The sequence below is a fragment of the Hoylesella loescheii DSM 19665 = JCM 12249 = ATCC 15930 genome (genome assembly GCF_000378085.1).
Taxonomy (GTDB): Bacteria; Bacteroidota; Bacteroidia; order Bacteroidales; family Bacteroidaceae; genus Prevotella; species Prevotella loescheii.
The window spans coordinates 81,750-96,450 of sequence record NZ_KB899212.1 but is presented as its reverse complement, the minus strand read 5'-3'; the positions used below and the strand labels follow the sequence as shown (position 1 = coordinate 96,450).

The 14,701-nt window shown below is 46.9% G+C and carries 11 protein-coding genes; 1 reads left to right on the top strand and 10 read right to left on the bottom strand.

All coding sequences use genetic code 11. The features are described from left to right. The first annotated feature begins 14 nt into the window (after window positions 1-14). Window positions 15-1,577 carry a hypothetical protein gene (locus F453_RS0104095; protein ID WP_026292442.1) on the top strand — a complete coding sequence of 521 codons (1,563 nt, stop codon included), beginning with the start codon at window positions 15-17 and terminating at the stop codon, window positions 1,575-1,577. 212 nt (window positions 1,578-1,789) lie between these two features. Here F453_RS0104095 and F453_RS14670 read toward each other — a convergent pair whose 3' ends face one another. The 10 genes from F453_RS14670 to prmC form a co-directional block, all read right to left on the bottom strand. After that, window positions 1,790-2,542 carry a hypothetical protein gene (locus F453_RS14670; protein ID WP_018966863.1) on the bottom strand — a complete coding sequence of 251 codons (753 nt, stop codon included), beginning with the start codon at window positions 2,540-2,542 and terminating at the stop codon, window positions 1,790-1,792. A gap of 173 nt (window positions 2,543-2,715) precedes the next feature. Next, window positions 2,716-4,335: a right-handed parallel beta-helix repeat-containing protein gene (locus tag F453_RS0104085; RefSeq protein ID WP_234398337.1), complete on the bottom strand. Its 1,620-nt coding sequence runs from the start codon at window positions 4,333-4,335 to the stop codon at window positions 2,716-2,718. 203 nt (window positions 4,336-4,538) lie between these two features. After that, window positions 4,539-5,456 (bottom strand): hypothetical protein, encoded by a 918-nt coding sequence (locus F453_RS0104080; protein ID WP_033404144.1) that lies wholly within the window; start codon window positions 5,454-5,456, stop codon window positions 4,539-4,541. Window positions 5,457-6,452: 996 nt separating this feature from the next. Further along, window positions 6,453-7,736 (bottom strand): DUF1302 family protein, encoded by a 1,284-nt coding sequence (locus tag F453_RS0104070; RefSeq protein ID WP_018966859.1) that lies wholly within the window; start codon window positions 7,734-7,736, stop codon window positions 6,453-6,455. After that, window positions 7,733-8,509, bottom strand: coding sequence for an outer membrane lipoprotein-sorting protein (locus F453_RS0104065; RefSeq protein ID WP_026292441.1), 777 nt, complete (start codon window positions 8,507-8,509; stop codon window positions 7,733-7,735). The genes F453_RS0104070 and F453_RS0104065 overlap by 4 nt, the downstream gene beginning before the upstream one ends. Window positions 8,510-8,549: 40 nt before the next feature. Next, window positions 8,550-10,910 carry an efflux RND transporter permease subunit gene (locus F453_RS0104060; protein ID WP_018966856.1) on the bottom strand — a complete coding sequence of 787 codons (2,361 nt, stop codon included), beginning with the start codon at window positions 10,908-10,910 and terminating at the stop codon, window positions 8,550-8,552. A gap of 219 nt (window positions 10,911-11,129) precedes the next feature. After that, window positions 11,130-11,744, bottom strand: coding sequence for a TetR/AcrR family transcriptional regulator (locus tag F453_RS0104055; protein ID WP_025789885.1), 615 nt, complete (start codon window positions 11,742-11,744; stop codon window positions 11,130-11,132). A gap of 617 nt (window positions 11,745-12,361) precedes the next feature. Then, the gene (locus F453_RS0104050; protein ID WP_018966854.1) at window positions 12,362-13,078 is read right to left on the bottom strand and encodes a ComF family protein; all 717 of its coding nucleotides are present in this window, start codon (window positions 13,076-13,078) and stop codon (window positions 12,362-12,364) included. After that, window positions 13,053-13,541, bottom strand: a complete 489-nt coding sequence (locus F453_RS0104045) for a regulatory protein RecX (RefSeq protein ID WP_018966853.1) — start codon at window positions 13,539-13,541, stop codon at window positions 13,053-13,055. The genes F453_RS0104050 and F453_RS0104045 overlap by 26 nt, the downstream gene beginning before the upstream one ends. A gap of 292 nt (window positions 13,542-13,833) precedes the next feature. Further along, window positions 13,834-14,694, bottom strand: coding sequence for a peptide chain release factor N(5)-glutamine methyltransferase (gene prmC / locus F453_RS0104040; protein ID WP_018966852.1), 861 nt, complete (start codon window positions 14,692-14,694; stop codon window positions 13,834-13,836). Window positions 14,695-14,701 lie beyond the last annotated feature (7 nt).

Below are 14,701 nucleotides of genomic sequence, written 5' to 3'. Positions count from 1 at the left end.
TAAAATATTAAATGATGAAAAAAACTTTATACTCAATCTGCGCATTAGCATTTGGCTTAACGGCCTCGGCACAGATAATGAACACGCCGAAGGGAAAGTTAATCGACAACATGTATCGCAGCAGCGACTCGTGGGTAAAGCGAGGATGGACAGGCACAGAACCAGGTAGATACGAAGGCTTGGTTTCTAAAATCGTAGTAGGCGACGACAATTGCCTGTACGTTTACAACCCCCTATCGGGTCTCGACAGCAAGTCGTGGCTGAAATTAGATAAGGTTAGCGAAGGAAAATACAAGGCTGCCTTACCCCAGGTAATCCACAAAGACAACAACGGCGACGACGATGACAGCGACTCTGGCAGCTCCGAACGCATCTTTAAGCTCAACCGCATGTCTATCAAAGACAATAACGAATACGAAGTTGTTGCTGCAGAAAAGAACTTTATGGAGTTTTCGTGGGACGGTCAAACGCTTAAGATGCTAGGCACAGGCTCTAAAAACGAGATATTGGGCGCTGTATACAACAACAAAACATGGGATAGCCAATATGGCGACTGGGATATAACCATCCAAACATTCAAAGAAAAGCCCGTCACCCCACCTTCTTCTGCCCAAAAGAAGCAATACACGCTCACCAGCAAGACAGAAACTTCACCGCGCATTGTAGAAGCAGCCTTCGACAATAACGACATCTATCTCAAAGGTTTATTCAAAAGTGCAAAGCTGGCCAACGTTTGGGTGAAGCTAACAACTGATGGAAACAAGGCTGTTATGCCAACAAACCAGTACCTAGGAACAACGGTTAAGACCGATTTCAAAAGCTATTCTAACGATATGGCCGAATATCACACCTACGCTGCAGCCTTCAACAACGAGACAACCATTGCCGACAAGCTCGAGTTCAGCATCAATCCGACAACAGGTGTGCTCTCCAACAACAACATGCTCAAAGTTGTGTTAGGCAAAAGCAGCTCGACAAACATACCCAAAGAGGACTTCGGCACGCTTGAGAGCTTAGTGTTAACGCCATACCTTCAGAAGGCTGGCAATCCAGAAAAGCCAACGTTGCACTACTGTTCGGCTAGCGAAAGCTACGATTATTCACTAACCACCATCACCTTAGCTTTCTATGTGAAGAGTGTTGATGTAGATGGCAACTACCTCGACCCCAACAAGATGTACTACAACGTTTACGTCAACGATAGCAAAGAGCCATTCAAGTTCACGAGAACCAAGTTCCCTTACATTGAAAAGGACATGACCAACATCCCCTTCAACTATCAAGATAAGAAGAACGATGACATCAAAATAGCAGGAGACCAACGCATACTGCACTTCTACGACGCGTCTATCAAGAAGCTTTCAATAGTGATGGTGTACGAGGCAGACGGCAAGCAGTATTCAAGCGAACCAATGACCACCCAAGTAGTAACCACTGGTATCGACAATGCCACCATTAACAACACCACCACCGAGCAGTATTACTCTGTTGATGGATGCCGTCGCCAGCAACCACAAAAGGGTCTGAACATCGTGAAGTCTTCTAACGGAACCACTAAAAAGGTGCTTGTAAAGTAACCATCCAAGGCTACAATATGGCATTAGCCATACATTCACAAGCCTCATAACTCATCCGTTTATTACTGTTTGGTTGCATTCTGCCAAACAGTAATAAACAGATGAGTTTTTCAAGTCTCATATTTACGCCTACTTTGCATAAAACATTTGCTTAGAGCTAGCGCAATAAAATCGAACATTATCTTTACTATGTTGAAGCCTATTATTTGCCGCTATACAGCATGGAGATACTCTACAAGTTTCATTTTCACCACTTCTATATCATGTTTCCTATTCCTCTTTAAACGTTTCGTTGTACCAAAATCGCTATAATGCAGAATCATAATCTTTATACCATGCTTTGGCAACTCCACTCTACGTCTCTCATCATACAAACATCTTTGCTCTCTCCTAGACACACCACTTACCGTTATCTTATTATCGAAGAATGGCGTCGACTCCATATGTTGACTTTCATAATACTCTATCACAAGATTCAAATCCTCATAATAGGCATCAACAGGCAGTTTCTTCCCAGTGTCGCCCAACAAAAAATCAAAACAATGCTGTTTCGACGCTTCCCTTTTTAGCACTTCATTGCAGAGTCCTATTACATAATGTTCGTCTGAATTAGCCCTACTTGAACTCTTCTTCCTCACAGATACACCATTAGAAACATCAACCGAGCAGTTAGGTAACAATGTATTCGCATCCACATCTGCGTTTGCATCAGCAAAAGTCCAATAGATATTTTTCTTTTTTAATTCTCCACGAGCGTAGGGTATGGCATGTAGACAGCCTTCGTTATAAAGTTTTCTAAGGATGCTTCTAATAGGCAGCCCATGTCTATGGTCTTTGTTAAAGACACCTTTATCAATAAACAACCCCATAAGTTCCAATGCTGGCACTAGTCTAGGATTGGTCTTATCAGCAAAGTAATCTCTCAACACGTTGTTAATTGCTTTTATAAGTTCTTGCTTCTCCATCTACATAATGTTGTTTGGTAAGTTTGCAAATGTACAATCTGGTTTTGATAGAATCAATAGTTCCATAGGTAATATGCAAATAATCAGTAACAATACACATTTGAGCACGCTCTCTTCATATAGGCCAATCCATCCTTATCCTCTATTAAAAGGAAACTATCGCAAGGCCTTTTTCACGGCCTTTTGTATGCGTCGGCCGCCACTTTCACCGATGCCGAGAAGCCATTGCCATTCCATTTCAAGTAATAGAAACGCTTAGTGTCGTTTCTAATGCTGCGCACACCCACGTTCTTACCCTTTCGGGGCAGTTCGCATAATGTGCCTTCGAGCTGCGTTAACCGCTTATGAACAGTGAGATCGGGCGTAAGTGTTCGAGTTGTAGGGTCGTAATCGTAGGCCATACACACCTGAGAAGAGCATGAACTATTCTCGTAAGTAAGGGTAACGATCAGCAACTTATGTCCATTATCGCGTTTCCAAAGGGCGGCATCTAGTTTTTGCTCGCTTTCGCACTCCACATAAAACCAGCCATTAACGGTATTGTACACCACGACACCATAGTTGGCGTCGGAAACAGCATAGGTGTTGCTTTTAGAGTTAACGGGCAATTGGGGATGTTCGAAATTGAAACGCTCGTAGCGTCCTTGTTTCTTAGAAAACCTCACAGCCAGTTTTTGAGGACTACCTTCTAAGCCTGGCCAGGCCTTGCAAACAGCAATGGCGAGGTCCTTAACATTATCCGTCTTGGTCGAAGCGGGCAATTCTATGCCCATTCCTTTCCATCCTTCAATCAAATCACTGCCCCACAGCGCCTCATCCGTACATTCATCCTCTTCTCCCTCACCGCATTCGCAATCTCCTTCACCTTCATTGGGCTCACCGTCTTCGCTACTGGCCACCTCCTTCTCTTGTTCACGCGAGGCTTTGAGGTCTTGTCTACCCTCCGGACCCACATCTCGTGGACTCAGTTCGTTATTGTCGCGACTATACGAAGTTGTTCCATACTGGTAGATATCAATGTTTCCCAAGTCGCCAGAATGGTGTATCTCACAGTCGCGCAACGATAAGTTGGTCTTATCAACATAGAAAAGCGGCCCTTGGTTTTGTGCAAAGCGGCATCGGGTGAATGCCGTATTGGTGGCATTGGTAAGCGTAATGAGCGTATACTCACAGCAACGGTAGAAGTCGCTATCAGCAAAGAGGGCGTTGAAACAGTTTCTCAGGGTCATGATGCTATAGCTGCAATCGCGTATAATGCTCTTGGTGAATTTCATTTCGCGTGTATTGGTGGCGGTGATACCCTCCGTTCCACAGCCGTACAGGTCGCAACGGTCAATCTGCACACCATCACATCCATCAAACTCCAATACTCCACCCGAGCAATAACCTTCGTCAGTATGTCCCATGGTGAGGTTTCGAAGGGTGATGTTATGCGCGTTTCTAAAACTAATCACATAAGAATAGCGCGGCCGAACAATGAGTGCAGCCCCCTTAGCGCCTTGTAACACGAGGTTCTTACATTGGTCGAGCACCAATTGATAGCCGTCGAACACACTTTCTCTATTCACTTGCTTGCTGGGTTCTGCCCCTGCAGGCAAGTCGCTCATGTTGGCTTTCTGTGCGTGATCGTCAAATTCCATCACGTCAGAGAGGTTGATAACGCCGCTAACGGTTATAATTCGGTCGGAACCTAAGGCCTTAATAAAGTCGTGCGCTGTACTTACTTTGTATTCTTTCGCTGCTAAAACGCCTGTAAACAAGAGTAGCAATGCGAGTAACGATAGTCTTTTCATATTCGAGTTTATAAGTTTGTTCATTGACAAGTTAACGAGTTGACAACTTTACCAGGCTTGCCCTTGTTATCCTTATTTACTTAGGTCAAGCTTCACTAGGTTCCGTTTGTGTACCCTATTTCCTAAGCCTATTCATTATTATAGGCTCTCTAGTTCCCGTTGTTTACTTTCTGTCGTTTACTGTGGCAAACTCATCTCTTTGGCTAATCCGTTAGATCTTTCACCACATCAAGAATACTCACAGCAACCGCTGTGCCATTTTTCTCTACCCAAACCCTGCCTACGCGCTTATCAACCTTTGTTATTCTACAATCTGCTTCAAACGTATAGCCAAGCTTGGCAAACACATGTTCGCCCACATCGTAATTCATTTTGATGGGTATCAGTCGACATCTCGACTTCTCGGCAACCATTATTCGGCTCTCGGCATCCAACAACAACAGCTTGTTTGCATGCACGTTCAAGATGATGGCAGCCTTCCACTGACCGTTATTTTCAATCGCCACAGAAGCGCCCGATGTCCATTCGCCATTCTTCAGCACCTTAAACGAATTGGCGTGCAGCTCTTCGTTGGCATGACAGTTGGCAAATCCCCTGCCATCCGATTTATAGTCAAGATCCAGATAACACACTTTGGGCTTTTGCAGCTTGGTGTCGTCAACGACAATGGCACGTTGCAAGCCCTCGCCCGACTGCCACCAGGTGAGCACCACATCGCCATTTTGCGCCGTTTCTCCCTTTGGCAAGGGCACCGTTAACGCCTGCGGAACAACCACCTGTTCGCCCATACTGGCGATGGTAATCGTATTTCGCCCAACCTTTTCAACGGTAAAATTATACACAGGCAGTAAGGTCGTGGCGAGATTGTCGCCCCGCTGTATCGCACTGCCATAAAATGTAGCGGGCGACAGCACCGTTTGCCCTTCTTCCACATCATTCAACGCAAAGTCTTTGGGAAAATTCCATGGGAACGAATCCACCCGATTTACGGCATACGCACCTGCATCAAGGGTCGTATTGTCGGGTCGTTCCATGCCATGCGCCTTACCGCTGCCATCGCAAGAAGTAAGCGTCGCACCAACAATGGCAATCAAAGCCATACCAACAAACATTATTCTCATAACATCGATATATTAGGGTTATAGCGCGCCCTTTAAACATCACGTCACCGTTCAGCCTCCAATCTGCGGTTCCTTTCTCTGCTCACATGTAAACGAGTTAACAAGCCAACAAGACCGTTTACGGTCTCGGCATCAACATTCGCTTATCAAACATGTTCTTTTCTCGTTCTCTGGAAAGTACGTTTTCTAGCCACAGCGCAGCTCAAGCATCCTTGGATGCTGCCCATTTGGCTTATCAAAAACATCTAACTTTTCATTGAATTCTTGTTTTTACGTGGTATCATCCGCTTGCCCTTTACAGTAACTGACAAGTTAACGAACTAGCTAAGTGGCACATTGAGCAACAAAACGAGTATCGCCCAACGGCCTAAACGAAAGCACAAACCCATTGAAGGCAATTTGTAGAGCCCGCCTAAATATGTTACAAAAATAGCATATAATTTCCAATACGTCAAATTAATATTGATGCTTTTATGAAACTTTACAAGTCTGTATCGAATGTTTACATGCCGAAGGGCCAATATTTTGAGGTTCGCCAGCCAAGTCACGACTTACGACACATCCATGTTTACAAACCAACAAATAAGCCATTAAATGCCACTTTCTTAACCCCCATAACGAGCTTTTTCGTTAAACGCTGAGTTATATGTAAGCTGGAACCCTGTTCTAGCTAAGCCGGAATTGCGTTCCATGTCATCTGGAATCCTGTTCCATATAACATGGAACACGATTCCCTCATAGTTGAAACAAAACGAGAGTTGAAAAAGCATTGTGCAAAGACCCATTAAGCGTTCTGCATTAATCCGTTAGCCACTCTTCCATCCCTTTTCTTTTCTACCAGAGACACAGAAGCTTTTTGGCAGAAGGTCATAAAAAACACCAAGCCAAACCATCTTTTCAACCTTTCACCTCCTCATCTTTTCACCTTTTCACTCTTTCACCTTTTCACCCTTCTTCATATTTTCACCCTTTCACTTTTTCACCTTTTCACCCTTCTTAGAATCCATACCGCAGCTTCACCCACACTTCCGAATTGCGCGAATACATGGCAAACACGCCCGCATTGGCATGAAAATAGTCGTAGCCAGCGGTAAAACTAATCTGGTCGTTAAGGTCGTACTTACACGAAAAGCGATTGAACACGCCTCCATGCGTCACATCTACGTAGGCAAAGGAAGAAAGGGCAAGCGTATTGCGAAACAGTTCTTTCGAAACTCTCACCGTTGCAACGCCCGTGTTACGCAAAACCGAAAGCCCCGCAAGACTACCACCTACATGCTTATGGGCGTATTGTGCACTCAGCGTCCAGTCGTTACCAGCGTACCAATCTAAGCCCAACAACCCGTTCAACACATTGCGCCCTTGCACCTCATAACCAAATTCCGCATGCTGCGCTTCGTTCAAATTAGCTGCCAATTCACCACGAAACACGAACCTCCCAACAGGAAGCGACACATCGGCTCCAAACATCGTGAGGCGACGATAGTGCCCAACAACAGTCATAGAAGTGCCCGATGGGTCTATAGCATAACTGAAAGCGGGCATCTTATTCCATGTATGTAAGCCGCAAAAAGAGAAGTCTATGCCACTGAGGTTTACCGAAAGCCGACCGCCAAACTCCACATTTCTCAGTCGCGTTTGTGGCTTTCGGCTATCTAAGTCGAACGTGTAAGGCATGGGTGCATCGATGCGTGCAGCCCACGGGTTACGCTCATCGGTGGGCAGAATGAAGAAATCGCTCACGGGGATGCAAACCAGTTCTACATTAAATGCCTGCCTAACGAGCCTCAACCGAAAGGCATTGACGGGCGTTCGAATGTCATCGTAGTCTTGTGCGAGGAACTCCGTATAGTCCATAGGCGATATTTGGTCGGTAAGTCGCAATGCGTCTGCCACCCCCCAGATTATTATCTGCCGCCCAGCACGTAGGTCAACATCGCCTTTTGCATACGAAAGGTAGGCCTCGCGCAGCGTAATGCCCGTTTGTTCTTTCAGCAAAGCGTTGTAGATGGCATTCATCGAGACGAACAACCTTGCACCACCTTTCTCCAACGTAAGTTCTCCACGCGCCCTTGTTCGCGAGGCCATCCAGTCGCCTTTACCTTCGGTTCGGGCTGCATGGTAGGTATCGAGAAAGCCCTTTACCTGCACTTGCAGCTCATCAGAGGGCGTTTCGACCGTTTGCAACGTGTCTGCCACGGTGTCTTCGTCCTGCGCTCCCGCCTGCGCCGATACCATCAGCGCAAGCAGAAGCATAAGTATAAGCCTTGCCGTTTTCATATTCCCTTCTCTAATCGTGCAACAGTAAACAATGCGGCATCTATCTTAAGGTCGAACTTATGTCCGCTCATTTGGAGGATGGTTTTATGTCCTGTCTGCACATTGGTCATCTCCATGTGTCCCATCACCCAGAAACCTTGTACCTTCGAGATGTTGCTCACCGTAAGACTGCGGTGTAATTTGTCGAGCTTATCATAGTATTCGGCCTTTACTGCCATGGCACAGTCTTGCCTTATCCACGTTATACGCTTAGAATATATCTCGTGTTTGTCGTTAGGAACGGACTGAACCACCCAGCATTTCTGCCCTCCAACCATTTCTTCGCGTAGCAAGGTGTGGGTTTCTTCATCCACATTGCGACTACTCATGTCATCGTATGTAAAGTCGCTACCCATGAAATAGTCGGTTTTCGACGATTTTCCGCTGATACGCCGCGTCTTCTTCATGGCGGGCAGATATAGCCAACGGTCGTCTTCGCGTTTGGCATCGTCGTAGTCCCAAGTAAGAAATCCCGTACCTTTCACGTCTCCAGGATAGGTGAAAAACATCACCCGCTTGCTGTCTTTGCCCACATCCATGGCCCACGAAACAAGCTTACGTTCGCGGCGATTGCCGTTTTTCTGTATCAGAGTCATCGTTAGGGTGGCGTAACGGGTGTCGCCGTCGGGCCGATTTTTCGCTTTCAGCATGACGTCGCGCCCTGTTAAGCCAGCTGCCGATAAAGAAACGGCAGAACACATCAAAAGGATTGCGCTTAAAAATATTGTTTTCATTGCTATGATATTTATTTGATTAATAATAAGTTGCCATGTTTCAGCCGTTGCCCTTGCCTGTTTGGCCCTTGCCGAAGATGTGCAAATACTTAAACAAGATGGGCGTAATGAAGAGGTCGGCCAACAAGGCAGACACCATTCCGGCAATAGCCAGTATGCCCCAGTTGCGCACTTGGATGGCACTAGAAACCGTAAAGCCGGCGAAAGTTACCGAAATGATCGCCGTAGACATAACGATGGCGAGACCTTCTGTGCGGAAGGTGTGCTTGATGGCCATGTTATAGTCGCCATAACGATTGTAGGCCAGATGCCCATGATTGATGAAATGAATGGTATCGTCTACGGCAATACCCAACACCATGGGGATAAGCGATGCCGTCATCATGTCTAACGGATAATCTAACCATCCCATCATGCCACCCACGATGATAGCTGGGGCAATGTTAGGTATCATGCCGATGAGCCCTACTTTCCAGTTGCCGAAGATAAAAACAAGGATAACGCCAATGACAAGCACAGAAAGCAACATCGACCACATTTGCCCACGCTCCACGTATTGCTGCATAGCGGTGAACTGGGGAATGTTTCCCACAGCCGACACATGGGCATTGGGGAACAGCTTTTGTGCCTCTTGCTCTATCAGTTGCATTTCTTTCTCGGCCTCGTTCGAGTTATACGAGTTGAGTTCTATCTGCAAACGCAGCCGCTTATAGTCGTAATCCATCCAATATTCGGCCTCGGTTCCGCCTGCGTTCTCGTAAAGCAACAACAGCTGAGCCACCATATTGGGGTCGTGGGGTATGGTATAGGCCGAGTCTTTATTGGCATTGAGCGTGCAATTCATATCCTTTATGATGTCGAGAATGGAGTTGTGGCGCTTGGTTAGCTTGTAGGTTTGGGCAATGCGACTTAGTTTGTCTAGTTTTTCTAGGTTGCTTGGCAGTTTGGCATCGCCTGCTTTGGGTAGCACAATCATCACGTCGTACGAGTACATACTACCCAATTCGGTTTGGCAGAGGTCGAGAAAACGAGCCACGTAAGGCACTTTTCGGCCCATGGTACGTTCGACATCGAAGGCGGGTTCGATGCTGAACAGACCGACAGCACAAAACGCGGTGAACACCACTGACACGATAACGACTGAACGATGGCGACGAATGACGAAGTTGCCAAGCCGTTCGAAGAGTGTTCCAGCCCGTCCTTCGATGCTATGATTCATGTGGGGGTGTGGCTTTCGGTTGCGTCCAAACGACAATAACACAGGCGTAATGAAGAGACAAGTGCCCAAAACGCCCAGCAAACAAAGTGAGGTGTTAAGTCCAATGGCCTGCATCGGCACGATTTTCATAGACAAGAAGGTTGCCATTGCTGCAATGGTGGTAAGTCCGGAGAGCAATACGCCCCACCCAGTTGAACCCACAGCCTCGACGACAGACGTGCGTCGACGTCCCGTTTGCACAAATCGGGTTTTGAAGAAGTTGTAAAGGTGGATGTTATAGGCTATCGAACAAGCGAATGCCAGTATAACGGCAATCATCACGGTGGGCTGATCTACGTAGATGCCCGTCCAGCCAATGACACCATAACCCAGCAATATGCCTATCATCGAGGTAAGCAACGGCGCAACCACACCACGGAACGAGCGCGTTACAAAAAGCATAACCAAGATGGAAGCAACGAAGGCGAAAAGCATCAAACGGCCCATTTCGCCCTGCAAGAAGGTGACTTTTTCGTGGGCAAGATAGGGCATACCCGAGGCGTTGGGCGACAATTCTTGGTACTTGGGCTTGCTAATGATGTGCGCCAGTTCTTTTCCCGTAAGTATGTCAGGCGATGTACGACTCGTCTTTTTCCACTCCTGCTCGGGCGGAAACGTTCGTAGCTTCACCACTATCCATGTCATCGTACCGTCTTTCGATACCAACTTGCGGGCTAGATATGGTTTACTGAAGGCTTTTTTTCTAATAGCCGCCAACGAAGCGGCATCGGTGGGTATCTCGTCGGGCACTATTTGTTCGATGGTCATTCCCTCATCGGTACCCACTGTAAACTCTAAATCGGTGAGCGAGGTAATCTTTTCGGCATACGAAAGGCTGTCGAGCAATTCGTTACTTAGTTCGCGGATGAGCGAAAGGCTACGATGCGAGAAGATGTCTTTGCTCTTAACCAGCACGGCCGCATAATAGTCGTTGCCAAAGATAGACTTAAACTCGTTCGTCTTAACCAGCACGGGGTCGTCTTCGAGGAAGTAATCGTCGAACGATGTCTTCATCACGATGCGCTTGGTGCCTACAACCGAGAGGGCCATTAACATGGCAAAGGCGGCCAACACCAGCCATCTATGCCTGAGTATCCATACAGAGGTGCGTTTGAAACCCCTATTTACACGTTCTATTTTCATTGTATTTGAGTTTATTAGTTGTTTAATTTATGGGGTTATGAGTATTTGAGTAGGTGAGTTCTTTAATTTATAAGTTGGTAAATTCATCTGCTTATAAGCTGTTGGGTTTAAGTGTTTATGAGCCATTGATCTAATAAGGGCATAAACTTAAAGCCTCAATAACTCATAAACTTATGAACTCAAAAACTCAAAAGCTCACCAACTCATAAACTCAAAGGACTATGCCTTCATCAGTTTTCGCCAACCTGCGACCGAGAATTCGAAGTATTCGGCAAAGAATTTGGTGATTTCTGCTTCCGTAAGTTCTTCGTGTTGCACAATCTCAAAGAGAACGGCCGTCCACATCGAGCAGACGATATACATCAGAAACGGCGATATATCGACATGCAATTGGGGGTATTTCTGCTTCAACATTTGCAGGTATTCCATACCCAATTGCGTTTGTTGCTTGGTCAAGCGGTCACGATAGCCCTCCAGCGACGTACCTTCGGCGTTGAAAAACAGTAGCTTCAGTTCGGCCCTAAACTTTCCTATCAACTCCAAAAGCCTATTCATCATCTGCTTTTGCATCTGCTCTACCAAAGAAAAATCTATCACCAAGTGTTCGCTGCTGTTGTGATACTGCATGTATTCGTCTAATGCCTTAAGCAACGGAGCTAGCACCGCGCACAATATTTTATCCTTGCTCTCGAAATATTTATAGATATTTCCCAGTGCCACCCCCGATCGTTTGGCAATGGTTCGCATAGAAGTTTTCTTCACGCCATTGCGAACAAACTCATCATGAGCTACGGAAATAATCCGACACCGAACATCATCTTTCTTCACTTGCATATCGTTCTATATATTATAAGGTGGGTTAAAAGAGAACAATGTTTGACCGCGTTCACAAAAAAAGCGCACTGTCTGATTTCCCAGACAGTGCGCTTTACAATAAAGGCAATCTGCTTGTAGCCCTATATGTCTTTTCATGTCAACCATGTTCTTATTCTTCTCGCAAGCAAAATTACTTGTTTTCGCGAAACTTCACAATACCTATTGTTGGGTATTTTCAGGTTTATGCATGTTTTATAGTCAGAAAAGAACTGGTTTTAGAATATCATCTGCCAACAAGCTTTGCCATCAATGAATCAGTACTAATACGTGAATTTGGGACAAGACACGATGCTTTTTGAGCAAGATTAGATAAAAACGAATGGCTATATCACCAACCACCGCGTAGTACTAATCCATTTGTACTGCGACTACAAACCAACTGTAGTCACACTACAAACCATTGGTAGACACACTACAAACCATTTGTAGACCCACTACCAAAGGCTTGTAGCCAAACATGATGCCGTATTGTGGGTTTTCGTTGCTTAGAAGCGATAAATTCTAAAACCATGTTTCTCTATCAAACGGCCATCAAACAGCAGCTTTTTGCGGTGGAAATTACAGGCCGACCAGCCTCATCGCGTGAGCGCTACGCCCACACTCAACACGCTCACCTTTATGTTGGGGATACCCGAAAGGCAGCCCATACAGGCGCAAAGGGTGGCTCCTGTGGTAACGACATCATCCACGAAAAGCACGTGGCAGCCTGCGTTGGGAAGTCGCCCAACCAATTTAAAGGCGTGGTTAACATTGTCGGCGCGCTCCCATCGGTCTTTATGGGTTTGCGTTTCGGTATTTACGATGCGGCGAATAAGCTTCCGTTTCACTTTCAAACCTGTGATTTGGGCGATGCCTTGCGCCAACATTTCGCTCTGATTATAACCTCTTTGCCGCACCCTTTGTCGTGCTAGCGGCACAGGAACAATGAAATCGATGCCCTCAAAGAAACCTGTTGGCAGCAGTTCTTTGCCCATCAGCTGTCCTAATTCTATGCCCAAATCGGGACGATTGCCGTATTTCAGCTTGTAAAGCAAGGCACTAGCAGGCGCGGCAGCCTGATAATGCAGCAGGGCGGCACATCGCTCAATGGGCACGCGACCCCAAAACAGCTGCGCCATCTCGTTGTCGTAGGGGCTGATGGCGTAGTTGGTTCGGGGCAGATAAAGGTTGCAAAGGGCGCAAACGATGTCTTCATGGGGCTCGAGTCGCGTGCCACAGACGGCGCACGAACGGGGTGCAAGCAAGCTTACGATGCGTGCCCAAAGACTAATCTTCGGTGAACTCGTCGACATCGGTTAAGCATTTGCGGATGGTTTCCATATCGAAGCCACGACTCAGGGCAAACTTTATCAGCTTCATATTCAGTTCGTAGTCGGTGGCAGCTTTCAAAGTGCGGCGCTTACTTTCGAGCAACGGGCGCAAAACGGCCGTAAAATCTTCCGCAGCCACTTCATCTAATATGGGTTTATATATGTCGCTCGAAATGCGTTTAACCATCAATGCCTGCTCCACCTTTCGTCGTCCCCAGCGATTATAAGTAATCTTGTCGCGCACGAACATACGACAAAATCGCTCGTCGTCTACATACTTGTTCGCTACAAGATAGTCTACGATGCGCTGTTGTGCGTCTTCGGCAATGCCCCAACGCCACATTTTCTCGCGCATCTCTCCTGTGCAATGCTCTGCTCGGGCGCAAAGTGCGGCCAAACGGGTGCGTGCTTGTTCTTCGGTTATTTGCTTTTGTCTGTCTTCCATCGTTGGATATTTAGTTCATAAGTTAACGGGTTGACGAGTTAACAAGGGCGTTGTATGTTGACAGGTTCACCTGTTGACGAGTTAACGAGTTGATAAGTTAATAGGTGCAGCCATTTTTTCATCTTTCACCTCTTCACCTTTTCGCCTTTATACAAGTAGACCAGTTGACGAGTTAACAAGTTAACGAGAACATTGCCATTGTGCAAACAAGCATTTGGCTTAACTTCTTAACACCTTAACTTCTTAACTTCCCAACTCACTCCTCCCCCTCCTTACTACTTCTACTACTTTACTACTTCACTCCCTTTGGCCTTGTCGCCGACATCATTCGCTGCTTTCCGAAGGCGTCGTTACGTGTTTCAATCGCCTGCCAACCCATGTCGATCAACATTCTTTGCATGGCATCGTGGCATAAGGGGTTTATCTCGAAAAACAGTTTTCCACCACTTTTCAGGGCATGCAAGGCATATCGGGCGATGCTTTCGTAAAACAACAGCGGCTCTTCGTTGGGCACGAAGAGGGCCGAGTGGGGTTCGTTCTGCAACACGTTGGACTCCATCTGCAGTGCCTCGCACTGCATAATGTAGGGCGGGTTGCTAACAATCACATCCCACAAGTTGGTGTCGGGAGGCATGCAAAGCGCGTCTTGCAGGGCGAATTGCACCTCAGCGTCCAGCTTTTGGGCGTTTCGTGTGGCGATGTCGAGGGCCTTTTGCGATATGTCTATGGCCGAAACGCGCCATGTGGGCAAGTCGAGGGCCAGCGTTGTGGCAATACATCCGCTGCCTGTGCCAATGTCTAACAACGTGGGCGGTGTGCCAGTGGTGGCCCTATCCTTGCAAACCTGCACAATCCAAGCACACAATTCCTCGGTTTCTGGTCGTGGGATGAGCACCCCCTGCCCCACTTCGAACGTGCGCCCAGCAAACTCAGCGCAGCCCAACACATACTGCACGGGCACGCCTTGCACCAGTTTATCCATCATTTTGTGGAGTAGGCGGGCATCGTCTTGCGATAATTGTGTAACTTTGTCTGCGTAAACATCGGCCAACGACAGTCCGAAGCCGACGTCAAGCACCATCCTTACAATGGCCTTGGCCTCGCCTTCATCGTAAAGGGGCAACAAACGGCGCCACAATTCGGGGTAAGTCATGGCTGCA